Origin of the sequence: Actinomadura harenae (assembly GCF_003696215.1) — a bacterium.
GTDB classification, from domain to species: Bacteria; Actinomycetota; Actinomycetes; order Streptosporangiales; family Streptosporangiaceae; genus Spirillospora; species Spirillospora harenae.
In genome coordinates this window covers 1-20,572 of record NZ_RFFG01000009.1, presented here as the reverse complement: position 1 = coordinate 20,572, position 20,572 = coordinate 1, and the positions used below count along the sequence as shown (strand labels likewise).

General features: G+C 72.5%; 21 protein-coding genes. 11 read left to right on the top strand and 10 right to left on the bottom strand.

The genetic code is table 11. The features are described from left to right. Positions 1-114 precede the first annotated feature (114 nt). From EBO15_RS06975 to EBO15_RS06950, 6 genes are all read left to right on the top strand, one after another. The gene (locus EBO15_RS06975; protein WP_122193484.1) at positions 115-1,050 is read left to right on the top strand and encodes an ABC transporter ATP-binding protein; all 936 of its coding nucleotides are present in this window, start codon (positions 115-117) and stop codon (positions 1,048-1,050) included. Next, positions 1,047-1,778: an ABC transporter permease gene (locus tag EBO15_RS06970; protein ID WP_199744372.1), complete on the top strand. Its 732-nt coding sequence runs from the start codon at positions 1,047-1,049 to the stop codon at positions 1,776-1,778. The genes EBO15_RS06975 and EBO15_RS06970 overlap by 4 nt, the downstream gene beginning before the upstream one ends. Positions 1,779-1,971: 193 nt before the next feature. After that, a complete protein-coding gene (locus EBO15_RS06965; RefSeq protein WP_147481407.1) occupies positions 1,972-3,090 on the top strand; it encodes a sensor histidine kinase in 1,119 nt (372 codons plus the stop codon). A gap of 4 nt (positions 3,091-3,094) precedes the next feature. After that, positions 3,095-3,700, top strand: a complete 606-nt coding sequence (locus tag EBO15_RS06960; protein ID WP_122193482.1) for a response regulator transcription factor — start codon at positions 3,095-3,097, stop codon at positions 3,698-3,700. 197 nt (positions 3,701-3,897) lie between these two features. Beyond that, the gene (locus EBO15_RS06955; RefSeq protein ID WP_122193589.1) at positions 3,898-4,611 is read left to right on the top strand and encodes a ribonuclease HII; all 714 of its coding nucleotides are present in this window, start codon (positions 3,898-3,900) and stop codon (positions 4,609-4,611) included. 64 nt (positions 4,612-4,675) lie between these two features. After that, positions 4,676-5,308, top strand: a complete 633-nt coding sequence (locus EBO15_RS06950; protein ID WP_122193481.1) for an HhH-GDP family DNA glycosylase — start codon at positions 4,676-4,678, stop codon at positions 5,306-5,308. Between the two features lie 76 nt (positions 5,309-5,384). Here the strand turns inward: EBO15_RS06950 and EBO15_RS06945 are convergent, their stop codons facing one another. The 3 genes from EBO15_RS06945 to EBO15_RS06935 form a co-directional block, all read right to left on the bottom strand. Further along, positions 5,385-6,044 carry a nitroreductase family protein gene (locus EBO15_RS06945; RefSeq protein WP_122193480.1) on the bottom strand — a complete coding sequence of 220 codons (660 nt, stop codon included), beginning with the start codon at positions 6,042-6,044 and terminating at the stop codon, positions 5,385-5,387. 129 nt (positions 6,045-6,173) lie between these two features. Continuing rightward, positions 6,174-7,223, bottom strand: coding sequence for a lipoate--protein ligase family protein (locus EBO15_RS06940; protein ID WP_122193588.1), 1,050 nt, complete (start codon positions 7,221-7,223; stop codon positions 6,174-6,176). A gap of 10 nt (positions 7,224-7,233) precedes the next feature. Beyond that, positions 7,234-7,935, bottom strand: coding sequence for an SbtR family transcriptional regulator (locus EBO15_RS06935; RefSeq protein WP_199744371.1), 702 nt, complete (start codon positions 7,933-7,935; stop codon positions 7,234-7,236). Between the two features lie 118 nt (positions 7,936-8,053). Between EBO15_RS06935 and EBO15_RS06930 the strand changes: the two genes are divergently transcribed. Beyond that, on the top strand, positions 8,054-9,148 hold the full coding sequence (locus EBO15_RS06930; protein ID WP_122193479.1) for a Gfo/Idh/MocA family protein: 1,095 nt from the start codon (positions 8,054-8,056) through the stop codon (positions 9,146-9,148). Between the two features lie 54 nt (positions 9,149-9,202). On the opposite strand, the gene EBO15_RS06925 is transcribed toward EBO15_RS06930, so the two are convergent. Both EBO15_RS06925 and EBO15_RS06920 read right to left on the bottom strand, forming a co-directional pair. Beyond that, positions 9,203-10,168, bottom strand: a complete 966-nt coding sequence (locus tag EBO15_RS06925) for a pirin family protein (protein WP_122193478.1) — start codon at positions 10,166-10,168, stop codon at positions 9,203-9,205. A 54-nt stretch (positions 10,169-10,222) separates the two neighbouring features. Further along, on the bottom strand, positions 10,223-10,744 hold the full coding sequence (locus EBO15_RS06920; protein ID WP_158628145.1) for a DUF4267 domain-containing protein: 522 nt from the start codon (positions 10,742-10,744) through the stop codon (positions 10,223-10,225). A gap of 97 nt (positions 10,745-10,841) precedes the next feature. Between EBO15_RS06920 and EBO15_RS06915 the strand changes: the two genes are divergently transcribed. After that, positions 10,842-11,417, top strand: coding sequence for a TetR/AcrR family transcriptional regulator (locus EBO15_RS06915; RefSeq protein ID WP_122193476.1), 576 nt, complete (start codon positions 10,842-10,844; stop codon positions 11,415-11,417). Positions 11,418-11,616: 199 nt separating this feature from the next. Further along, positions 11,617-12,213: a hypothetical protein gene (locus EBO15_RS06910; RefSeq protein WP_147481406.1), complete on the top strand. Its 597-nt coding sequence runs from the start codon at positions 11,617-11,619 to the stop codon at positions 12,211-12,213. A gap of 3 nt (positions 12,214-12,216) precedes the next feature. Here the strand turns inward: EBO15_RS06910 and EBO15_RS06905 are convergent, their stop codons facing one another. Beyond that, entirely contained in the window at positions 12,217-13,191 is a 975-nt protein-coding gene (locus tag EBO15_RS06905; protein ID WP_122193474.1) for a quinone oxidoreductase family protein, read from the bottom strand. A 108-nt stretch (positions 13,192-13,299) separates the two neighbouring features. Here EBO15_RS06905 and EBO15_RS06900 point away from each other — a divergent pair, with 108 nt between their 5' ends. Beyond that, the gene (locus tag EBO15_RS06900; protein WP_122193473.1) at positions 13,300-13,902 is read left to right on the top strand and encodes a TetR/AcrR family transcriptional regulator; all 603 of its coding nucleotides are present in this window, start codon (positions 13,300-13,302) and stop codon (positions 13,900-13,902) included. Between the two features lie 56 nt (positions 13,903-13,958). Here the strand turns inward: EBO15_RS06900 and EBO15_RS06895 are convergent, their stop codons facing one another. From EBO15_RS06895 to EBO15_RS06885, 3 genes are all read right to left on the bottom strand, one after another. Then, a complete protein-coding gene (locus tag EBO15_RS06895; RefSeq protein WP_122193472.1) occupies positions 13,959-14,789 on the bottom strand; it encodes an SAM-dependent methyltransferase in 831 nt (276 codons plus the stop codon). A 382-nt stretch (positions 14,790-15,171) separates the two neighbouring features. Beyond that, positions 15,172-16,089 (bottom strand): TIGR03564 family F420-dependent LLM class oxidoreductase, encoded by a 918-nt coding sequence (locus tag EBO15_RS06890; protein ID WP_122193471.1) that lies wholly within the window; start codon positions 16,087-16,089, stop codon positions 15,172-15,174. Positions 16,090-16,122: 33 nt separating this feature from the next. Further along, positions 16,123-16,776, bottom strand: coding sequence for an NAD(P)-dependent oxidoreductase (locus EBO15_RS06885; RefSeq protein ID WP_199744370.1), 654 nt, complete (start codon positions 16,774-16,776; stop codon positions 16,123-16,125). A 104-nt stretch (positions 16,777-16,880) separates the two neighbouring features. Between EBO15_RS06885 and EBO15_RS06880 the strand changes: the two genes are divergently transcribed. After that, positions 16,881-17,288, top strand: coding sequence for a winged helix-turn-helix transcriptional regulator (locus EBO15_RS06880; RefSeq protein WP_233616028.1), 408 nt, complete (start codon positions 16,881-16,883; stop codon positions 17,286-17,288). 112 nt (positions 17,289-17,400) lie between these two features. On the opposite strand, the gene EBO15_RS06875 is transcribed toward EBO15_RS06880, so the two are convergent. Further along, positions 17,401-20,274 carry a vitamin B12-dependent ribonucleotide reductase gene (locus EBO15_RS06875; RefSeq protein WP_122193470.1) on the bottom strand — a complete coding sequence of 958 codons (2,874 nt, stop codon included), beginning with the start codon at positions 20,272-20,274 and terminating at the stop codon, positions 17,401-17,403. Positions 20,275-20,572 lie beyond the last annotated feature (298 nt).

Here is a 20,572-nt window from a genome sequence, read left to right as displayed (position 1 = left end):
CCGAGGTTCGCCCGTATGGCCACATCGCTCTGTGTCACCCGGGACATTTGTCCTGCGTGAACGCGGATCTCCGGCTCTGCTGCGACACACCCGCCGATTTCTAGAGTCATCGGCATGGAAGCGGTGGAAGTACACGCGGTGGAAGCACACGGAGTGACCAAGAGCTTCGGAGCCGTCCGGGCCGTCGACGGACTGGGCCTCCGGCTGGACCGGGGACGGACGGTCGCGCTGCTCGGCCCCAACGGAGCGGGCAAGTCGACGCTGATCTCGATGATCCTCGGCCTGCGGACCCCCGACACCGGGACGGTACGGGTGCTCGGCGGCTCACCGGAACGCGCCGTCCGCGCCGGACGCGTCGGCGCGATGCCCCAGACCGGGCGGCTCATCGGCGGCGTCACGGTGCGCGAGCTCGTCGGGTTCGTCCAGCGGGCCCACGCGTCGGTCGCGCGCGGCCCCATGCCCTCGACGGCCGAGCTGATGGACATCGCCCGCATCTCCGACCTGGCCGGACGCCGCGCCGACGGCCTGTCGGGCGGGCAGGCGCAGCGGGTCCGGTTCGCCCTGGCGGTCGCGGGCGCGCCCGACCTGATCGTCCTGGACGAGCCGACCGCCGCGCTCGACATCGAGTCCCGGCACGAACTGTGGGTCGCGATCCGCGCCTGCGCGGAACGCGGCGCGACCGTCCTGTTCTCCACGCACTACCTGGAGGAGGCGGACGCCGAGGCCGACCGGATCGTGGTCGTCGACCGCGGACGCGTCGTCGCGGACGGCACCAGCGACGAGATCAAGCGCCGCGTCCCCGGCCGCACCGTGAGCGTCGACGCGTCCGTCCTGCCCGACCCCTCGGGCCTGCCCGGGGTGTTGAGCAGCGAGGTCGACGGGCGGCGCGTCCGGCTGCACACGACCGACGCGGACGCGACCGTGCTCGCGCTCGCCGCCGCCGGGGCCGTCCGGGACCTGGAGGTCACCGGCGCGAGCCTCGAGCAGGCGTTCCTGACCCTGACCCACTCCGCCCCGGCGGGGACCGAGACGCCGGAGGCCGTCCGATGATGCTCGTCCACTACGTCCGCCTGGAACTGCTGCGGCTGCTGCGCGACCCCGGGTACCTGATCATGACGCTGGTGTCGCCGCTGACGATGTACCTGGTCTTCAGCAACCTCGACCTCGGCGGCAGCGCGAGCGCCGACGGCGCCCTGTACTCGATGGTCGGAATGGCCGGTTTCGGGGCGATCGGGGCCGTCATGACCAGCGGCGTCTCGATCTCCGAGGACAAACCGCTCGGCTGGATCCGGCAGCTCCGGCTGCTGCCGCTCGCACCGTCCCAGGTGGTGGTCGGACGCGCCCTGTGCGCGATGGCCGCCGCCCTCCCGCCGATCGTCGCGGTGTGCCTCGCGGGCGGCCTGGTGAACGACGTGACGCTGTCCCCCGGACGCTGGCTCGCCGTGTTCGCGCTGCTCTGGCTCGGGATCGCGCCGCTGGCCGTCCTCGGCGTCGGATTCGGGTACCTGCTGACCGCGCAGAAGGCGCAGATGGCCGGACTGGCGGTCTACATGGGCCTGTCGCTGCTCGGCGGCCTGTGGTTCCCCATCGGCAAGATGCCGTCCTGGCTGGCGTCCGTCTCGCGCCTCACCCCGGTCAACCGGTACGGCGAACTGTCCTGGAGCGTGGCGGGCGGCCACGCGCCGACGCTCGTGGGCACGCTCGTCCTGGCCGCCTGGGCGGCCGCCTTCACCGTGTTCGCCGTGGTCGGCTACCGCCGCTCCGCGCAGACGGTGTGACCCGCGCGTGCAGGAGCGTAGCCGGGTGCCCGTACGGTATCGACGTGCGAAAAGTGAACCGCTGATGCGGCGCCTGTTGTGGACGCGGCTCCCCCGGATCATCGGGGCGCGGGTCCCCAGGGTCGCCGGGGCACGGGTCCCCCGGGCCGTTCAGGAGCATGTTCCACGGCGTCCGGCCATGGACCTGAACCGGATGGACACGAAGGGCCCGACCCCCTGGGCGTTCGCGTTCTGGGCCGTCATCGCCTGGTGGCCCGTCCAGGACGTCGTACGGGGCACGGCGCGTCCCTTCTGGCTCGCCGTCCCCCTCCTGGTGGCGTTCCTCGCCGTGTACCTCGGGACGGTCGTGTCGGCGTTCGACGCCCGCGTCCCGCTGCGGCTGCCGATCGCGGGCGTCGTCGCGCTCACCGGCGGCGCCGCCCTCGCGTCGACCGAGCTCGGCCCGAACTGGTACGTGTGCTTCCCGCTCGCCGGACTCGCCGCCGGAACCGTCGCGGGACACCTCCCGAACCGGACGCCTGGTCCCGAATGGGGACTGATGGTGCTGGTCGGCGGGGTCTCCACGACCGCGGGACTGACCATCTGGCTCGGCGGCCTGAAGGGCGGCGGCTCCGGCAGCATCTGGTGGGGGACGGTCTCGGCGGGCACCGTGACCGCCATCGTCATCCGCCTGTTCTCCGTCATCGCCCTGCTCCGCGAGGCGCGCGAGGAGCTCGCGCACGCCGCCGTCGCCGAGGAACGGCTCCGGTTCTCCCGCGACCTGCACGACCTGCTCGGGCACACGCTGTCGCTCATGGTCGTGAAGGCGCAGGCCGTCCGGCGGCTCGCCGAGATCGACCCGGCGCGCGCCGCCGAGCAGGCCGCCGACATCGAGCAGGTCGGACGCCAGGCGCTCACCGAGGTCCGCCAGGCCGTCAGCGGATACCGCGGGCGCGGCCTCGCCGCCGAACTCGACCACGCCCGCACCGCCCTCGCCGACGCCGGCGTCCGGATCGTCCTGCGGCGCTCCGGCGGGCCCCTCCCGCCCGACCCGGACGCGCTGCTCGGCTGGGTCGTCCGGGAGGGCGTCACCAACGTCATCCGGCACAGCGGCGCCGCCCGGTGCGTGATCACCGTGCGGAACGACGGGGCCCAGGCGTCCGTGGAGATCTCCGACGACGGACGCGCCGGCGGGGACGCCCCGCCGCCCGGCAACGGGCTGTCCGGCCTCGGCGAACGTGTCGGGTCGATCGGCGGGACCCTCCGGGCCGCGCCGTCCTCGTCCGGGTTCGTCCTGGCCGCGACGGTTCCGGTCGCCAAGGGTGGAGAATGACCCGGTGATCCGAGTGCTGCTCGCCGAAGACCAGGGCATGATGCGGGGCGCCCTCGCGCTGCTGCTCGACCTCGAGGACGACCTCGAGGTCGTCGCGCAGGTCGCGGACGGCGCCGAGGTGCTGCCCACGGCCCTGGAGACCAGGCCGGACGTCGCCGTCCTGGACATCGAGATGCCGAACCGCACCGGACTCGACGTCGCCGCCGACCTGCGCCGCGACCTGCCGTCCTGCCGCGTCCTGATCGTCACCACGTTCGGCCGGCCCGGCTACCTGCGCCGGGCCATGGAGGCGGGCGCGCGCGGCTTCCTCGTCAAGGACGGCCCGATCGAGGACCTCGTCTCCGCGATCCGCCGCGTCCTCGCCGGTGAGCAGGTCGTGGACCCGGCGCTCGCCACCGCCGCCCTCTCCGTCGGCCCGAACCCCCTGACCGAACGGGAACGGGACGTCCTGGCCGCCGCCGCGGACGGCGCGACCGTGGCCGACATCGCCGTCCGGCTGCACCTGTCGGAGAGCACCGTCCGCAACTACCTGTCGTCCGCGATCGGGAAGACCGGCTCGCGCAACCGCATCGAGGCCGTCGGCGCCGCCCGCCAGAACGGCTGGCTGTAGGCGATCGGTTCGCCTCGGGGCCCCGCGCCGCGCCGGGCGCGGGGGTGGGGCGCCGGGGGCCTGACGGGGTCGTACGATCGGGAGCGCCGCCACGCCTCCTACGTCCGGGAGAACCCTTGTCCGCTGCCCAGTCCACCACCGCCGACATCGCCCTGCCCGGGTTCGAGAGCGACGCGTCCGCGGCGTCCGGATCACGGCTGTCCCGGGTCGCCGGGTACGAGATCGAGGACGAGCTGCGCGCGCTGACGGGCCGCCCGGTCCGGATCGCCGGGGTGGACGAGGTCGGACGCGGCGCCTGGGCGGGACCCGTCGTCGTGTGCGCGGCCGTCACCGACCTTTCGGCCCCGCCGGAACTCCCCGGCCGGGGCAGGCGGACGATCAGGCTCACCGACTCGAAGCTGCTGACCAAGCCGCACCGCGAGGCGTTCGCCGCGATCCTGCCGGACTGGCTCGACGCGCACGCCATCGGCGCCGCGTCCCCCCAGGAGATCGACGAGCTGGGCATGACGGCGGCGCTGCGGCGCGCGGCCGTCCGCGCCCTGTCCGCCCTGCCGGAACCGCCCGACCTGGTCCTGCTGGACGGCGACAACGACTACGTCCGGGACCCGCGCTGGCGCGTCCGGTCCGAGGTCAAGGCCGACCAGCGCTCGATCACCGTCGCCGCCGCGTCCGTGCTGGCCAAGGTCCACAGGGACGGCCTGATGGCGGCGCTTGACACCGGTTTTCCCGGGTACGGATTCGCCGACGCCGCCGGCTACCCGTCACCGGTCCACCAGAAGGCGCTGGAGGAGCACGGTCCGACCCCGCACCACCGGATGTCCTGGTCGTACCTGGACGACCTGCCCCGCTGGCGGCACCTGAAGCGCCACCGCGACCCGCTCGCCGGCGAGGGCCAGCTGAGCCTGCTCTGATTCGCGTCCGGCAGGCGTCAACCGCCCACGCGTGGGTACAGCGCGTTTGACGGGAGGTGCGTTGATGGACGCTGTCGTGAAGAGGTTGTTGCGTGAGGCGGGCCGGACCTACGCCGAGGAGGCGGGGATCCCGCTCAAGGACCAGCCGGGCCCGCTGTTCCGGCTGCTGGTCCTGGCCAACCTGCTCAGCGCCCGGATCGGGTCGGACATCGCGATGGCGGCGGCCCGCGAGGTGTTCGAGGCGAGCGGGGGGACCGCGCGCGGGATCGCGCGGCTGACCTGGCAGCAGAGGGTGGACGCGCTCGACCGCGGCCACTACGTCCGCTACGACGAGAGCACCGCGACACACCTGGGCGACATGGCCGACCTCGTCCTGGACAAGTACGGCGGTGACCTGCGGCGGCTGCCCATCGAGGCGGAGCGCGACCCGGTCCGCGCCGGCGAGCTGCTGCGCGAGTTCCCCGGCATCGGGCCGGTCGGCGTCGACATCTTCTGCCGCGAGGCCCAGCAGATGTGGCCGTGGCTGCGTCCGTACATGGACGCGCAGGCGCTCAAGGGCGCCGAACGCCTCGGCCTGCCCGCCGACGCGAAGCGCCTGGCCGACGAGGTCCCGGACAAGGACCTCGCGCGGTTCTCGTCCGCGCTCGTGCGCGTCGCCCGGGACAAGAAACTGGCCGAAGCCGTCCTGAAGGGCTGACCGTGCTCGGTGAGCGGCGGCCGGGGGTTCGCCTTCCGCGAGCCTCGGCCGCCGCTCCCCGGCGATCGGCGTGCCCTCAGAGGTGGACGACGATCTCGTCCATGGGCTTCTTGGTGATGTCCGGGACCATCGCGTCGTCCGCCGGGTAGCCGACCGGGATGACCACGTACGCCCGTTCTTCCCGGGGACGTTCGCAGACCTCGTTCAGGAACTTCATCGGGCTCGGCGTGTGCGTGAGCGTGGCGAGACCGGCCTGGTGGAGCGCGGCGAGCAGGAACCCCACGGCGATCCCGACGGACTCCTTGACGTAGTACGGTCGCGGCGAGTGCGGGCCCCGATGCACTTCGAACACGACGATGACCGCCGGGGCGTCCTCGAGGAACGGCTTGCGCCAGTCGGTGCCGAGCGGCGCCAGCGCCTCCAGCCACTCCGGGGACGCGCGGTGCTCGTAGAACTCCCGCTCCTCGGCCTCGGCCGCCTCGCGCAGCCTGCGCTTGCGCTCCGGATCGGTGATGACGGCGAACCGCCACGGCTGCACGTTCGCGCCGCTCGGCGCGGTCGCCGCGGCACGCAGGGCGTGCTCGACCACCTCCGGCGGCACCGGCCGGGACGCGAAGTCCCGGACCGTCCGGCGCAGCGTCATGGTGTCGGCGAACGCCCGCGCGCGCTCGACGGCGTGCTCCGCGGGCACGTCGAACCGGGGCGCGGGCACGACCGGATAGGGGTACTGGCTCATGCCCTCGTTCTAACCGCCCGCGCCGCCCGTCCACAACGGCAAGATCTGCCACCCGGAACGATCAAGGAACCGGGAGGACGGCTGCGGGCGGCGGCGCGGGGCGGGAGGGCCGGGCGGAAAGCGGGGGCGTCACGGGACGCGGGCGGTCCACTCCGGGGTGGTGAACTTCTCGGCGACGTACTTGTCGGCGAGGGCGCGCTCGTCACCCGTGAGCGTGTCCGGGGTGAGGCCGTAGCGGGTGCGGAAGTGCCCGACCATGCGTCCGATGATCTCGTCGCGGGACAGGCCGGTCTGGCGGCGCAGCGGGTCGACGCGCTTCTTCGCGCTGGTCGTGCCCTTGTCGGACAGCTTCTCCTTCCCGACCCGCAGCACCCGCAGCATCTTGTCCACGTCGATGTCGTAGGACATGGTCACGTGGTGCAGGACGGCCCCGTTCGCGAGCCGCTTCTGCGCGGCGCCCGCGATCTTGCCGTGGTCGGAGGTGATGTCGTTCAGCGGCTGGTACCAGGCGCGGATGCCCAGCTCGCCCAGCGCGCCGAGCACCCAGTCGTCCAGGAACGCGTAGCTCTCGGCGAACGACATGCCCGCGACCAGGGACTCCGGCGCGTACAGCGAGTAGGTGATGGTGTCGCCGGGCTCGACGAACATCGCGCCGCCGCCGCTGATCCGGCGGACGACCTCGACGTCCAGGCCGGACGCGGCGTCCCCGTCCACCTCGTTGCGCAGCGACTGGAAACTGCCGATGACCACGGCGGACGCGCCCCACTCCCAGATCCGCAGCGTCGGCGGGCGGCGGCCCGCGCCGACCTCCTCGGCGAGCACCTGGTCGATCGCCATGTGCAGCGCGGGCGGCTGCGGACCCTCGTGGACGAGCCGCCAGTCGTGGTCCCGCCAGTCGGACGCGCGCGCGACGGCCCGCCGCACCGCGATCCCGACCGCCTCGGCGGTCAGGCCCAGCATCACCGTCCCCGGCGGCAGCTCCGCCTGGACGCGCGCGGCGAGGTCGCGCGCCTCGAGGCCCGCGGACAGGCCGTCGAGGGCGCCGTTGATCGCGTCGAGCGCCTCGTCCGGCTCGAGGAAGAAGTCACCGCTGATCCGGGGGCCGCTGAGCAGGCCGTCGACCACGTCCACGTCGGCCACGACGAGCTTCCCGCCGGGCACCTTGTATTCGCCATGCATCACACGTGGATCAACGGGTTCCGGGCGCCGGTGATTCCACCACGCCCGGCCTTTCGCCAGGCTCGGGCCGCTGATCGGCGGCGCGGGTCTCGGGGACCCGGGGGGCGTCGCCGGGGGGCGGGGTCGGGACGGGGGTGCGCAGGCCGTCCAGGACGATCGCGAGGTTGCGCTCCCACTGGGACGGCCCGGCGTGGATGCCCATGGTGTGGGGGCCCGTGGACGCGCCGACCAGCAGGAACGACACGTCCGTCCAGGACACGTCGGCGCGGATCGCCCCGGCGTCCTGCGCGCGTTCGACCAGCCGCCGGACGCGGTCGCGCAGCTCGGCGCGCTCGTGGTCGAGCACCCCGCCGATCGCCTGGTTCACGTCGCACAGCTCGTTGCGGAGCCGCAGGTAGGAGGCCGCGAACTCGCGGAAGCCCGTCCACGGGTCGGGCTCGGCGAGGCCCTGGTCGCCGCGCGCGAGGATCTCGCCGAAGATCTCCTCCAGGACGGCCTGGAGGAGCCGTTCGAGCGTCCCGACACGCCGGTAGAACGTGCCCACGCCCACGCCCGCGCGCCGCGCGATGTCGTGCGCGGTGATCTCGGCGCCCTCGGCCGCCGCGTCGCGGGTCGCGGCGACGAGCCGCTCGACGTTGCGGCGGGCGTCGGCCCGGGGGACGCGCCCGGAGCCGTCGTCCAGCAGGCGGTCCACGGCGCTCAGGGTCTCCATGCCCCGATCGTAGCAAGCGGACGACACGCGTCCGGATTAAGTGGACAGGGCGCGTCCGCTTGTTCTAGGGTCCTCATTATCCGGACGGCAGGCGTCCGGTTATCGAACGGAGATCATCATGTCCGCGATCCGCGTCGGCATCATCGGGGCCAACCCCGACCAGGGCTGGGCGTCCCGCGCCCACATCCCCGCGCTGCGCGCGCTGCCCGGCTTCGAGATCACCGCCGTCGGCACCCGCCGCGAGGAGAGCGCCAGCGAGGCCGCCCGCCGGTTCGGCGTCCCCCACCACTTCACCGACCCGCACCAGCTCGCCGCCCACCCCGACGTCGACCTCGTCGCGATCACGGTGAAGGTCCCCGCGCACGAGGCGCTGATCCGTGCCGCGCTCGGCGCGGGCAAGGGCGTCCTCTCCGAATGGCCGCTCACCCGCACCACCGAGGAGGCCGAGGCCGTCGTCAAGCTGGCGTCGGACGCTGGCGTCCACGCCACGGTCGGCCTCCAGGCCCGCTTCGCCCCCGCCGTCATGCACGCCCGCCACCTCATCGCCGACGGCCATGTCGGCCGCGTGACCTCGGTCAACGTCCACGGCGCCCTCGCCAAGGGCGCGGACGGCACCATGCCCGCCTGGTCGTCCTACACCGCCGACGTCCGCAACGCCGCGGGCACCCTGGAGGTCGGCGGCGGCCACCACCTCGACCTCGTCCGGCACCTCGTCGGCCCGATCGCGGACCTGTCGGCGGCCACGGCCGTCCAGCGCGTCCACTACACGGTCGCCGAGACCGGCGAGCCCGTGACGTCCGACAGTCCCGACCAGCTGGTGCTGAACGGCACCCTCGCGTCCGGAGCGACGCTGGCCGCGCACGTCCACTACGCCAAGGTCACGTCCCCGGGCACCCGCATCGAGATCGCCGGCACCGAGGGCGACCTCACACTGTCCTCGCGCGGCGGCCGGGGCGTCCAGATCGACGACCTCGTCCTGCTGGGCAACCGCGAACCCGGCGGCACCCCGCAGCCGCTCGGCCTTCCGGACGACCTCGACACGCTCCCGCCGTCCCTGAAGGGCACCGAAGGCGCGAACGTGGCCGCTCTCTACCAGGCGATCGCCGACTCCCCCGCCACCGCCCCCACCTTCGAGGAGGCCCTTGAGCTGCACCGACTCCTCGACGCCATCCGCCGCTCTTCCGAGACCGGCACCCGCCAGAGCCTCACCTGACCGCCCATGTCGCGCTACGGGGCGCCCCCGACCTGGAGGGGCTGCGGGAGCAGCTCAGCGAACGCGGCCGCGGGGCTTGAGGGGCAGACCGGGCAGGGCCGGCGCGGGAGTCCGGTCGCCGTCGTATCCGTGGACGACACCGAAGCGGTCGCCGCCCATCCAGTCGGCGCGCGCCTTGGAGATCTCCTCGCCGGTCCTCCCGACGAAGTTCCACCACATGACCAGGCGCTCCTCGAACGGTTCGCCGCCGAGCAGCATCAGGGAGCCGCCGCCGTCCGAGCGCAGGGGCAGCTCACGGCGGCCGCAGCCGAGGTAGAGCATCGACCCGGGGTCCAGCGGAACATCGTCCACGACGGTGCGTCCGTCCATGGTCAGGACGGCGTACTCGAAGTCGGGCTCCAGCGGCAGGCGCACGTCCGCGCCGTCCGCGACCTCGATGTCCGCGCCGACGATGGGGGTGAACGCGGTTCCCGGAGAGGAGGCGCCGTCCACGTCGCCCAGCAGCACGGTCGCCTTGAACCCGGGCCCCGTCGCCACGGGAAGCTCGCCATGGAACTCCCAGGTCGGGCCGGTGTTGCGCGCGGCCTCGGGCAACGCCACCCAGAGTTGCGCGCCGTGCAGCATCCGGCCGTGGTCGCGCGGCGACTCCTCCGAGTGGGAGATGGCCCGTCCCGAGGTCATCAGGCCGAGCTGGCGCGGCCTGATGGTCTGGAGACTGCCCAGGCTGTCACGGTGCAGCACCTCCCCCGCGTGCAGCCAGCTCACGGTCTGCAACCCCATGTGCGGGTGCGGCGGCACCTGCATGCCCGGTTCCTGCGCGATGTCGTCCGGCCCGTAGTTGTCCACGAAGCACCACGCGCCGACCATCCGCCGCCCGAGCGTCGGCAACAGCCGCCGCACACTCGTCCCCGCCCCCAGCGACACGATCCGGGGCTTGAGCAGCTCCCGCACCGGCCCGCTCCCCACTCCGTCCAGGCCCCCGCACGCCACGGCCTCGGGCCGCGTCTGAAGATCGCTCATCCCCACCCCTTTCCCCGGCCACCACCCTGCCATCCTCCTCCACGACGCGCGGGCTCAGGCGGTGGGGCTGAATGCGGTGGGGCTGAATGCGGTGGGGCTGGATGCGGTGGGGCTGGATGCGGTGAGGCTGGAGTCGCGGGAGACGCGGATGAACTGGAGGACGACGCCGAGGGCGAGGAGGGCGGCGGCGGAGCCGTGGACGGCGAGGGCGAAGGCGACGGTGCCGCCGTGGGTGATGACGGCGACCATGTCGCCGAGCGGGATGAGCAGGTCGAACAGCATGATCCAGGCCAGGGCGCGGTGCTGGCGGAGGGCGAGGAGGGTGAAGACGGCGCCGGCGGTGGCCAGGTCGCGGACGCCCTTGACGTCGAAGTAGCCGGTGGCGTTCCCAGTGGGCCAGGGCTTGATGCCGAAGTTGTCCGCGGAGTGCGGGTCGAACAGGAAGCCGAGGCCGAAGTAGGCGACCAGCAGGCCGGTCACGATGGCGATGCCGGTGGCGGCGCGGGCCACAAGGCGGCCGGACGGGGCGGGGGACGCGGTGGTCTCGGCGGAGGGGGCGGCGGCGGTGGCGTTCATGGGGGGCTCCTCAGAGAGAGTGTCTAGCAGTGCTAGGAATGAGAGCGACGCTAACACTAGCCATGCTCGAATGTCTAGCAATGCTAGAATCCAGGGCATGTCCGTACAGCAGCGTCGTGAACGCGAACGAGCCGACCGCAGGCGGCTGATCGTCCAGACGGCACGGGAGCTGGCCGAGGCCGAGGGGTGGGGCGCCGTCACCACGCGGCGGCTCTCCGAGCTCGTCCAGTACAGCCAGCCCGTCCTGTACAGCCACTTCAAGGGGAAGGCCGCGATCGTGGCGGCGGTGGCCGTCGAGGGGATCACCGACCTCGCGGCCGACCTGCGCGCCGCGCGGGAGGAGGCGGCGGACGACGTCGGGGCATTGCGGGGCATCGCGCGCGCGTACCTGGACTTCGCGGCGGAGCATCCGGCCGCCTATGACGCGATGTTCGTCCAGCCGATCGACGTCACGTTCGGGACGGGCGAGTCACCGCAGGCCCTGCGGGACGCGTTCCAGGAGTTCATGACCGCGCTGCGGCCGTTCGCCGGAGAGCGCGACCCGGAGACGTTCGCCGAGCTGGGCTGGAGCTGGTTGCACGGGCTGGCGATGCTGACCAAAGGGGAACGCCTGCGTCCCGAGCACGCGGAGTCCCGCCTCGGCCTCCTGGTCGACGCGCTCAGCCGCGGCTGAGTCCGCCCACCTCCCGATGCGCCCGAATCGTGGTTGATCCCGGGTGACGGACGGTGTCAGGATGCGCGGGCGTTCGTCGCCGTCCACGCGGTAGCGCGGTTCATGGCGCGGCGGTGCGCGGTGCGCGGTGATGCGCGGTGCGCCCTGAACCGTGCCCCTCGGACGGCTGTTCTGGGTATCAATGGGGGTGGGAGGGGCGATGAGCGGTGTGGGGGTGGCGCGGCGGCCGGGCGGCTCGGTCGCGCTCCGGATGGTTCTGGAGACCGGAATCGTGGAGTTCACCGGCGCGGACGAACTCGACGATGACGCCCTCGCCGCGTACATCCGGGCTCATCTGGACGACGCCGACGTCCTTCCGCGCCTTCGCGGGGGGCAGGGCCAGGCGTCCTGCGCGGACGTCCTCGACGAGATCCCCGCGTTCTCGGCGGGGTTCGCGCTGGACCTGGACGGCGGCCCGCTGATGATGCCCGGATGCTGCTCTGACCTGGGTGTTCTTCGTGACTGGCGGGAGGCGGCCGGGCATCGCTCGGCCGCTCCGGCCATGCTCTGGAACGGGCATCCCTGGCTGCTGGTCGCCGCGGAGCCGGACGACCTGCTGTCCCTCTCAGGCCCGACCGAAAGCAGCCGCGGTCCGGCGGAGCCGTTGCTGACCGTCCCGAGGGCGGCGCTCCGCCGGGCCGTCGACACCGCGGCGGCCGACCGCGTCCGTTTCGCCGAGAGGGTCGCCGCCGTGTGCGTCGGCCTGGCAGGGGACGCTCTCGCCGTCCCGCTGACGCAGGTCCTCTTCGCCGACTAGGAGCTACGGCTCCAGGACCAGGCGTCCCAGGACGGCGCGGTCCTCCAGGAGCCGGTGCGCGCGCACGGGCTCGTCCAGGGGAAGGCGCTCGCCGATGACACCGCGCAGCTTGCCGGAGACCAGCAGTCCGGTGAGCTCGTCCAGGTCGGCGCGCGCCTGGTCGGGGACGGTGAGGCGGTATGGCACGATCGCGAAGCCGGTAAGGCTGCACAGGCCGAAGACGCTGGTCACGGGCACGCTCGTCAGGTCCCCGGCGGACGCGCCGTAGACGACGGCCCGCCCGAACGGCGCGAGCAGGCCGAGCGAGCGGTGCAGCGTGTCGCCGCCGATCGCGTCCAGCACCAGGTGGACGCCCTCGGGCGCGGCGGCCTTGACCTGCGCGTCCCAGTCCGGCGCGGTGTGGTCGATCACGAGGTCCGCGCCGAGTTCGGTGAGCAGTTTCCGCTTCGCGTCCGAGCCGGCGGTGGCGATGACCGTCCCGGCCCCGCGGTGCCGCGCGAGCTGGACGGCGAGGTGCCCGATCGTGCCCGCGCCCGCCGTGACCAGCACGGTCTCGCCCGCGGCGATCCGCCCGAGCCGGAGGCTGCCGAGTGCGACAGCGCCGGCGAGGGGCAGGAGGCTGGCGGTGGCGGCGTCGAGGTCGTCCGGGACCGGGACGAGCCATTCGGCGTCGGCGAGCACCCGGTCGGCCCAGGCGTCGACCGAGAGCGCGGCGACGCGGGTTCCGACGAGGGCGGGATCGACGTCGGGGCCGGTCCGCTCGACCGTCCCGACGACGTCGCCGGTCAGGGTGCCCGGAAGGTCCCGGTACCAGATCGACGCGCGGTCGGTCTCCCGCCGCAGCTGGACGTCCAGGTAGTTCGTGCCGATCACCTCCGGGCGGACGAGCACCTGGCCGGGGCCGGGCTCGGGGACCTCGGACTCCTCCACCGCGAGGACCTCGGGGCCGCCGTGGGCGTGGTAGCGGACGTGTCGCATGATGTCTCCCCAGGGCGGCCGCGCAGGGCCGCCCGATAAACTGGACCAACGGTCAAGATTCACTATATTGACCGACGGTCAACTTGTCTACGGGAGGACGGCCACCACATGCCGAGAGAACGTGCCGACGCGGCCCGCAACCGGCGCGCGATCCTGGCCGCCACCGAGCGGCTGCTCGACGCCCACCGTCCCCAGGACATCTCGATGGAGCAGGTCGCGACCGAGGCGGGCGTCGCGAAGGGCACCGTCTTCCACCGCTTCGGGAACCGCGCCGGGCTGATGCTGGCGCTCATGGTCGAGCGCGCGCGCTCGCTCGAGGACGCCGTCCGCACCGGCCCGCCGCCGCTCGGGCCCGGCGCGGACGCCCCGGACCGCGAACGCCTCCTCGCCTTCGTGGACGCGATCGTGGACGTCGTCAGCCGGAACAAGAGCCTGCTCGCCGAGCTCTCGCGCTCCGGCGTCACCCTGCCGTCCAGCGACGAGTACCACGCGGACCAGGAGGAACCGCACGGCGTCTACGCGTTCTGGCACGGCCACATCAGCGCCCTGCTCCGCGCCGAGAACCCCGCCCTGGACGCCGAGACCGTCGCGCACGTCCTGCTCGGCTCACTGCACAGCGACCCCGTCCTCGTCCAGCTGACCGCCGAGGGCCCGGACCGCCTCAAGGCCGCGCTGCGGGCGATGATCGTCGGCCTGCTCGACGCTCCCTGAGGCCCGCGGGCATGCGAAAGGGCCGGGACGAATCCCGGCCCTTCTCGCGCTCGATGTCAGGGTTTGCGGCCCACGCCGCCCAGGAACCAGACGAGATCGGAGTCGTCGGCGGGCTCCTCCTCGGGACGCCACCAGGGGACCCAGACCAGGCCCGGATCGATCATCTCGAAGTCGCCGAAGAACCGGAGGACGTCCTCGTGCGAGCGCGCCAGCGCAGGCGACGCCGTCCGCGAGTAGATCTCCTCGAGGCGGTGGACGACGTCCGGACGCAGGTCCGGGGACCCGTGCGTGATCGCGAGGTAGCTGCCACTCGGCAGGGCGTCGCGGAGCTCGTCGAGGATCGCGTGCGGCTCCGCGGCGTCCGGCACGAAGTGCAGGATCGCGAGCAGCAGCAGCGCCACCGGACGGTCCAGATCGAGCAGCCGCCGGACGTCAGGATGCGCGAGGATCGCGCCCGGGTCCCGCAGATCGGCCTGGATCACGGTGGTCCGCTGGTTGTCGGCGAGCAGGGCCCGCCCATGAGCGAGCACGACCGGGTCGTTGTCGACGTACACGACGCTCGCGTCCGGATTGATCCGCTGGACGATCTGGTGCACGTTGTCGTTCGTCGGGAGCCCGGTGCCGATGTCGAGGAACTGGTCGATCCCGCGCTCCTCGGCGAGGAACCGCGCGACGCGTCCCAGGAAGGCCCGGTTCTCGCGGACGACCCGCGGGAACAGCGGATCGGCGCCCACCGCCTCCCTCGCGCGCTCCCGGTCGACCCCGAGGTTGTCCTTCCCGCCGAGCAGGTAGTCGTACATCCGGGCCACCGAGGGCGTCCGCTCCTCGAACTCCGACGGACGCCACTGCTCCGGCCGCACGGAGGGCAGCTCGGTCGGTTCCGCCATGATCTCCCTCGTTCCACCACTGTGCCGCCAAACACACCTGAAGAGCAGTAAACCAACCCGCCCCACTCCCCCGCACCCGTTTCACACGGCCCGTCCGGCGGGAACGTGGTGCCGTCGGACCAGTCGGTCGTCTCGCCCGTGACCTGGGTGGGTTGACCTTCGCGCGTATGCCACGCCCTGACCTCGCTGAACCGGACCATGTCCGTGAGCGTGGTGGTCACGGCCTCGCTGGTGCCGGCAAGGATGCCCGGCTCGGGCACGACCCGAGCCCGCACGACCGCGTCCCGGGGATGACGCCCATCGGCGCTGGGGGCGGCCGACGCCGCCCCCAGCGCCGCGCACGCGATGGTCGCGGAGCGTCTCGTGTCGTCCGGGGACGGGTTCATTCGGTTCTGTTGAGGGCGCCCAGGGCGGTGAGGGTTCGGGTGATCTGCTCTTCCGGGCCGAAGGGGACGGCGATGAACTCCGTGGCGCCGGCGTCCGCGAACCGGCGGAGCCCCTTCTCCACCTGCCGTTCATCGCCGACGACCGCGATGTCCTCGGCTCCGCCGACGCCTTCCCGTTCGAACAGCGCCCGGTAGCGCGGCACCCGCCGGGACGCCCCGAAATGCTCCGCGATCCAGGAACGCGCCCCGTCTGGATCGTCGGTGACCGCGATCGGCAGGTTGACGACGACCTTCGGCGCAGGCCGCCCGGCGGACTCGGCCGACGCCGTGATCAGCGGGACGACGTGCTCCGCGACGGTGCGCACGCCCGTCCACACGGTGACCGTCCCGTCGGCGAGTTCACCGGCGGTGCGGAGCATGACGGGTCCCAGCGCGGCCAGGAGCACGGACGGCGGCCGTGCGCCCGGCGTGCGGATCTGCCCGGAAACATGGTGGATCTCGCCGTCGAACTCGACCTGCTCGCCGTGAAGCAGCGGCACCAGCGCACTCAGATACTCGCGGGAGTGCTGGGCGGGCCGGTCGTAGTCCATCCCGAGAGCCGTCTCGACCTGGTGTTTGTGCCCGGGTCCGATGCCGAGGGTGAGCCGGTTGCCGGTGGCCGCCTGCACGGTCAGCGCCTGGCTGGCCAGGGCCAGCGGATGGCGCGGATAGGTCGTGACGACGGCCGTTCCGAGCGGGAGCCCGGGCACCGCGAGTCCGGCGACGGTGGCGGAGGTGAGCGCGTCGGCGGTGTGCCGTTCGGCCCACCACGCGCCGCCGAGCCCCAGGTCGGCGGCACGCCGCGCCTCCTCGACGATCTCGGCGATCGTCCGTGGACGGTCGATCCCGATGCCGACGTTCGTGCTGATGCGCATTCCAGCTCCTGCGGTGGGGACGGGGCCTGGGGATCAGGAGGCGACGGCGGCCAGCGCGCGGTGGTGCTTCGGGGTCTCGATCTCGTCGACGAGCGCGACCGCGAGGTCGGCGTAGGAGAACGAGGCCGAACCGTCCCCGCCGGGGAGGATCCGGGCGCCGCCGATCCGGTACCGGCCGGTGCGGGGCGCGTCGTCGTCCAGGACGACCGGCGGCGGGGCGACCACCAGCCAGTCGATCTCGGTGTCGGCGTCACGGAACACGTCGAGCTGCGCGGCGTGTCCCAGGGAGAACTCCCGGGCCTCCGCCGGGAAACCGGGCGCGTCGTGGACCAGGACCCCCGGCGCGGTCTCCAGCGTGGTGCCGATCCCCACCAGCACCAGCCGTCCGACTCCGGCGCGTCCGAGACCGTCGAGCAGGGCGTGCGCCGCGCCGTTGAAGAACTCCCATGTGGAGACGTCGAGCCGGACGGCGGCGTTGATCGCCGCGTCGTGGCCGGCCGCGACCGCCGCGACGCTGTCCGCCTGGGTCACGTCCCCGGCCACCAGCGTCACGCCGTCGCCGTCCAGGTGCCCGTGCCGGGCCGGGTCGCGGACGACGGCGGTGACCCTGTGTCCGCGGGCGACGGCTTCGGAGACCGCGCGCCGGCCCGCGCGTCCGCCGGCGCCGAAGATGACGATGCTGCTCATGGTGGGGCTCCGTTCGACGGAGGCCGCCTGGTCGGCGACCGCTGTCCCGGACGCTACGTCCCCACCCTTTGGTTCCCGCAACGATAGGAACGTACGCTCGGACTGTGACACAGCAACTCGATCCGGACATGTTCGCGGGATGCCGCGCCTCGGAGACCCCCCTGTTCCGCGTCGGCGACAAATGGACGGGACGAATCATCCGGTGTCTGGAGACCGGGCCCCGGCGTTTCTCCGAATTGCAGGTTCCCCTGCGCGAAGTGACACCGAAAGTGCTGACGGAGACCCTCCGCGCGATGGAGCGTGACGGCCTGGTCAAACGCACCGCCTACGCCGAGATGCCCCCGCGCGTCGAGTACGAACTGACCGCGCTCGGCCGCACGCTGCGCGAACCCATGGCCGCGTTCTGCGAGTGGTCCGCGGCGCACCAGCCGGAAGTCCTGGAGGCACGCGACGCCCATGAGCGCGTCACGCTCGCCCGGGAGGCGGCCGATCGCGGCTCGGGCCGGTTCTGAACGAGCCGGGGAAGACCCCGCCCAGAACCGGCGGAGAGAACGAGAAAGGGATCTCGGAGTGATTCCGAGATCCCTTTCTCACTGACCGGTACCGCTGTGACGGCGCTCAGCCTCAGCTGCAGCCGCTGGTGGAGCCGCAGCCCTCGCAGACGTAGCAGCTGCCGGCCGGACGCATCTTCGTTCCGCAGGTCAGGCAGAGCGGCGCGTCGGCCGTCCGGCCCTGGCGGCTCTCGATGACCTCGACCGACGAGTGCGGCGCGGCGGGAGCCGGAGCGGGGGCCGGAGCCGGGTCGGCGGCGGTGGTGGCGGCCGGAGCCGGGGCCCGGGTGATCTCGGCGGACTGCGCCAGGATCTCCCGCTCGGTCTCGGCGTCCGAGGAGTGCAGGGACGCCGGGTCCTCGCCGTTGGCCTGCATCGCGCGCTCGGCGGCGGACAGGATGCCCAGCTCGGACCGGGTCTCGTAGTCGAGGTGGTCCAGCGCCAGGCGGCGGAAGATGTAGTCCATCACCGAGGTCGCCATGCGGATGTCCGGGTCGTCGGTCATGCCCGCCGGCTCGAACCGCATGTTCGTGAACTTCTCGACCCAGGTCTCCAGCGGCACGCCGTACTGGAGGCTGATGGAGATCGCCATGGAGAAGGCGTCCATCACGCCGGCCAGGGTCGAGCCCTGCTTGCCCAGCTTGAGGAAGACCTCGCCGAGACCGTCGTCCGGGTAGGACGAGGCGGTCATGTAGCCCTCGGCGCCCGCGACGGAGAACCGGGTGACCATCGCCGGACGCTGCTTCGGCAGCCGCCGGCGGACGGGCCGGACCTCGGCCGGGGCCGCGACGACCGCGGCGGCGGCCGGCTCGGCCTTCGGCTCGTCCTTCTTGCCCGCGGCGGACAGCGGCTGGCCGACCTTGCAGTTGTCGCGGTAGATCGCCAGGGCCTTCAGGCCGAGCTTCCAGCCCTCGTAGTACACCTTCTCGATGTCCTCGATGGCGGCCTGCTCGGGCATGTTGACCGTCTTGGAGATCGCACCGGACAGGAACGGCTGGACGGCCGCCATCATCCGGACGTGCCCCATCGGCGAGATCGCGCGCTCGCCCATCGCGCAGTCGAACACCTCGTAGTGCTCGGGGCGCAGGCCCGGCGCGTCCACGACGTGGCCGTGCTCGCCGATGTACTCGACGATCGCCTCGACCTGCTCCTGCTGGTAGCCGAGCCGGGTCAGCGCCCGCGGCACCGTCAGGTTGACGATCTGCATGGACCCGCCGCCGACGAGCTTCTTGAACTTCATCAGCGCGAGGTCCGGCTCGATGCCGGTGGTGTCGCAGTCCATCATCAGGCCGATGGTGCCGGTCGGCGCGAGCAGCGACGCCTGCGCGTTGCGGTACCCGTTCTTCTCGCCGGTCTTGAGGCACTCCTGCCACTGCTTGGTCGCGGCGGTGTGGATGGCCCTGTCGATGTCGTCCAGCGTGCGGATCTCGTCGTTCGCCGCGGCGTGCTTGCGCATGACGCGCTTGTGCGCGTCGGCGTTGCGGGCGTACCCGGCGTACGGGCCGACGACCCCGGCCATCTCCGCGGAGCGGCGGTAGGCGACGCCCGTCATCAGGGACGTGATGGTCGCGGCGAGCGACCGTCCGCTCTCGGAGTCGTAGGCGTGGCCGGTCGCCATCAGCAGCGCGCCGAGGTTGGCGTAGCCGATGCCGAGCTGGCGGTAGTCCCGCGTGGTCTCGCCGATCTTCTCGGTCGGGAAGTCGGCGAAGGTGATCGAGATGTCCATCGCGGTGATGATCAGCTCGGTCATCTTGACGAAGTTCTCGACGTCGAAGCTGTCGTCGGCGCGCAGGAACTTCAGCAGGTTGATGGACGCCAGGTTGCAGGACGAGTTGTCCAGCGACATGTACTCCGAACACGGGTTGGACGCGGTGATGCGCCCGGTCTCCGGGTTGGTGTGCCAGGCGTTGATCGTGTCGTCGTACTGGATGCCCGGGTCGGCGCACTCCCAGGCGGCCTTGGCCATCCGGCGGAACAGGTCCTTGGCCTTGATGGTCTCGATGACCTCGCCGCTCAGCCGCCCGCGCAGGCCGAACTCGCCGTCGTTCTCGACCGCGCGCATGAACTCGTCCGACACGCGGACCGAGTTGTTGGCGTTCTGGTACTGGACGGAGTTGATGTCCTTGCCGCCGAGGTCCATGTCGAACCCGGCGTCCCGCAGCGCGCGGATCTTGTCCTCTTCGCGCGCCTTGGTGTCGATGAACTCCGCGATGTCCGGGTGGTCGACGTCGAGGACGACCATCTTGGCGGCCCGGCGGGTCGCGCCGCCGGACTTGATCGTCCCCGCCGACGCGTCCGCGCCGCGCATGAACGACACCGGGCCGGACGCCGTGCCGCCGGACGACAGCAGCTCCTTGGACGAGCGGATCCGGGACAGGTTCAGGCCCGCGCCCGAACCGCCCTTGAAGATGATCCCCTCTTCCTTGTACCAGTCGAGGATCGACTCCATCGTGTCGTCCACCGAGAGGATGAAGCACGCCGAGACCTGCTGCGGCGACTTCGTCCCGACGTTGAACCAGACCGGCGAGTTGAAGCTGAACATCTGGTGCGCGAGCGCGTAGGTCAGCTCGTGCTCGAAGATCTCGGCGTCGTCGTCCGACGCGAAGTACCCGTTCTCGACGCCGGTCGTCACGTACATCCGGACGACCCGGTCGATCAGCTGCCGCAGGCTGCTCTCGCGCTGCGGCGTGCCGACGGCGCCGCGGAAGTACTTCGACGTCACGATGTTGACGGCGTTCACCGACCAGAAGTCGGGGAACTCCACGCCGCGCTGCTCGAAGTTCACCGAGCCGTCGCGCCAGTTGGTCATGACGACGTCACGGCGCTCCCACGTGATCTCGTCGTAAGGGTGCACGCCGGGCGTGGTGAAGATCCGCTCGACCTTCAGCCCCTTGCGGCCCCCCTTGCCGCGCCGGGCGGCCGAGCCGCTGCTCACCGTCTCCGTCATGACCTCTTCCCCCTCTCGGGCCCTCCCGCAAGGGCCCTGTCCAGGTAAAACCCCGCCCAGGGGCCGCCTCATCCCGCCCCGGGCGCTGAAAACGTACTGCTGGAAGTCTTTTGAACTGCTGAAACGTCACGCTGGAATGCGCGCCGGACGTCCCTAGCGGGACGTGCCGCCGCCCGTGGGAGGTCGTGCCCCCACGCCCTGCGGACCGGCCTCGGCCGCCGCGGTCCCGCCGCCGGGGGAACGTCCCCCCGGGGCGCCGCCCGGCCCGTCCGGTCCGCCGGGGCCGTCCGGCCCGGCC

Coding starts and splice junctions, on each gene's coding strand:
- EBO15_RS06975 (WP_122193484.1), top strand. CDS start 115: ATGGAAGCGGTGGAAGTACACGCGGTGGAAGCACACGGAGTGACCAAG.
- EBO15_RS06970 (WP_199744372.1), top strand. CDS start 1,047: ATGATGCTCGTCCACTACGTCCGCCTGGAACTGCTGCGGCTGCTGCGC.
- EBO15_RS06965 (WP_147481407.1), top strand. CDS start 1,972: ATGGACACGAAGGGCCCGACCCCCTGGGCGTTCGCGTTCTGGGCCGTC.
- EBO15_RS06950 (WP_122193481.1), top strand. CDS start 4,676: ATGGACGCTGTCGTGAAGAGGTTGTTGCGTGAGGCGGGCCGGACCTAC.
- EBO15_RS06945 (WP_122193480.1), bottom strand. CDS start 6,044: ATGAGCCAGTACCCCTATCCGGTCGTGCCCGCGCCCCGGTTCGACGTG.
- EBO15_RS06940 (WP_122193588.1), bottom strand. CDS start 7,223: ATGCATGGCGAATACAAGGTGCCCGGCGGGAAGCTCGTCGTGGCCGAC.
- EBO15_RS06935 (WP_199744371.1), bottom strand. CDS start 7,935: ATGGAGACCCTGAGCGCCGTGGACCGCCTGCTGGACGACGGCTCCGGG.
- EBO15_RS06930 (WP_122193479.1), top strand. CDS start 8,054: ATGTCCGCGATCCGCGTCGGCATCATCGGGGCCAACCCCGACCAGGGC.
- EBO15_RS06925 (WP_122193478.1), bottom strand. CDS start 10,168: ATGAGCGATCTTCAGACGCGGCCCGAGGCCGTGGCGTGCGGGGGCCTG.
- EBO15_RS06920 (WP_158628145.1), bottom strand. CDS start 10,744: ATGAACGCCACCGCCGCCGCCCCCTCCGCCGAGACCACCGCGTCCCCC.
- EBO15_RS06915 (WP_122193476.1), top strand. CDS start 10,842: ATGTCCGTACAGCAGCGTCGTGAACGCGAACGAGCCGACCGCAGGCGG.
- EBO15_RS06910 (WP_147481406.1), top strand. CDS start 11,617: ATGAGCGGTGTGGGGGTGGCGCGGCGGCCGGGCGGCTCGGTCGCGCTC.
- EBO15_RS06905 (WP_122193474.1), bottom strand. CDS start 13,191: ATGCGACACGTCCGCTACCACGCCCACGGCGGCCCCGAGGTCCTCGCG.
- EBO15_RS06900 (WP_122193473.1), top strand. CDS start 13,300: ATGCCGAGAGAACGTGCCGACGCGGCCCGCAACCGGCGCGCGATCCTG.
- EBO15_RS06895 (WP_122193472.1), bottom strand. CDS start 14,789: ATGGCGGAACCGACCGAGCTGCCCTCCGTGCGGCCGGAGCAGTGGCGT.
- EBO15_RS06890 (WP_122193471.1), bottom strand. CDS start 16,089: ATGCGCATCAGCACGAACGTCGGCATCGGGATCGACCGTCCACGGACG.
- EBO15_RS06885 (WP_199744370.1), bottom strand. CDS start 16,776: ATGAGCAGCATCGTCATCTTCGGCGCCGGCGGACGCGCGGGCCGGCGC.
- EBO15_RS06875 (WP_122193470.1), bottom strand. CDS start 20,274: ATGACGGAGACGGTGAGCAGCGGCTCGGCCGCCCGGCGCGGCAAGGGG.